Genomic DNA, 1527 nt, shown 5'->3' with positions numbered 1-1527 from the left:
GTGCCTGAACGGAAAGCGAGCATGCGACTGCGATCCGGCTGGCACCAGCGACGGAATCTTCTTGCTGAAGGGCGTTGGCGGGACGAGGCCAGCATCCGGCTGTACGCGAGCGACGGCCGGACGGCGTGCGATCTTCCATCCGGCCGGAATCCGGTCTGCTAGAGCCGGATGATTTCAGGTCGAATCGAGCTGAAATCTGAATCCGTCTCTAAATCAAAGAGATAGAGTATGATGTCGTCCGAAAACCGCTTCACACTTTTCGGCATCATGCTCTAGGCAGGTATCAGGACGGCGATACGATGGACGCCGACCTCCTTGCTTGTATTCGTCGCCTCGTCGGTCTTGCCCTTGGCGCAGGTGTACATGTCGCCTTCCTTGAGCTTGAATTCCTTGTCGGCTTTCTTGATCGTGAATGCGCCTGAAGTAATGGTGCAGACCATGTCATTGTCCATCACCATCTGAGGCGCGTGTGCGCCGGGCTGGAACACCACGTCGACGACTGCGATGCTCTTGTAGGCGGGAATGTCGGAGTCGCCGGTGCTGACCTCAACCACCCTGACACCGGGCGCAATCTCCTTGCCTTCCTTCGGGCCATATTTCTTGACCTTCGCGGACGCCGCCAGGGTGAACAGAGGCGTTATCGCGGCAGCCGTCACACCGAGAGCAATTGCAGACCTGCGATTTATGGTTTTCATTGCATCCTCCCACATGTTCGTCACGAACGAATGTGCATGACCACAATATATTAGCATGAACGAATATATTTGTATGCGAGGAAACACCCAGGCCCAGCGCGGGCACCAGGAACTCCGGGCTTCCAGTGTCGGCAAATCAGCACGCTATGACAATGTTGCACCGCCTCGCCAGCCGTCGGAGAGGTTCCATGCATCGGACGACCTGCCTGCCGCTGAAACCGAGTTGCTGCGGACCTTCGGACTGCTGTTGAGCCGCTCAAAAACCCTGGCCGTGCCGCCAGCAGGCGATCCGGTGGCCAGCCGCAACCTCCATGGCTGATGGTTCTGCCTTTCTGCAGCCGGGCAGGACCAGGGGGCAGCGATCGGCGAAGGCGCATCCGGTGTTCGGGACACCGGTGGCCTCGATCTCGGCTGGAGCGGATAGTTTCGGCTCGGCCTCATCGGAAGAAGCGGCCAGCAGCAGGGCCGTATAGGGGTGGTTGGGGCCTTTGAAAATCTGGTCGGATGAACCGGTTTCGACCAGGCGTCCGCGATAGAGCACGCCGATCCTGTCGGCCATGTAGCGCACCACGCTGAGGTCGTGGCTGATGAACAGATAGGTCGTGTCCTTGTCGCGCTGCAGGTCGTTGAGCAGGTTGAGAACGGTCGCCTGGACGGAGACGTCGAGTGCCGAGGTCGGTTCATCGAGCACGACGACCTTCGGCACGCCGGCGAAGGCGCGCGCGATCGCCGCCCGTTGCCGCTGGCCGCCGGACAGCGAGCGCGACTTCTGCTCGGCCGTGGCGCCGGCGAGGCGAACCGAGGCCAGCAGGTCGCCGACGCGGGCTCTCAC

General features: G+C 61.0%; 2 protein-coding genes. Both read right to left on the bottom strand.

Annotation, left to right across the window (positions count from 1 at the left end; translation table 11 throughout):
- Positions 1-272: 272 nt before the first annotated feature.
- A complete protein-coding gene (locus EN984_RS34120; protein ID WP_127270176.1) occupies positions 273-695 on the bottom strand; it encodes a hypothetical protein in 423 nt (140 codons plus the stop codon).
- A gap of 256 nt (positions 696-951) precedes the next feature.
- The coding region (locus EN984_RS39415; RefSeq protein WP_164765896.1) for an ABC transporter ATP-binding protein at positions 952-1527 on the bottom strand (576 nt) is incomplete at its 5' end.

This window comes from Mesorhizobium sp. M7A.F.Ca.CA.004.12.1.1 (assembly GCF_003997835.1).
In the GTDB taxonomy this organism is placed as follows: Bacteria; Pseudomonadota; Alphaproteobacteria; order Rhizobiales; family Rhizobiaceae; genus Mesorhizobium.
Note: the sequence above shows the minus strand (reverse complement) of the source record. Positions and strands in the feature narration are given on the sequence as shown.

Coding starts and splice junctions, on each gene's coding strand:
- EN984_RS34120 (WP_127270176.1), bottom strand. CDS start 695: ATGAAAACCATAAATCGCAGGTCTGCAATTGCTCTCGGTGTGACGGCT.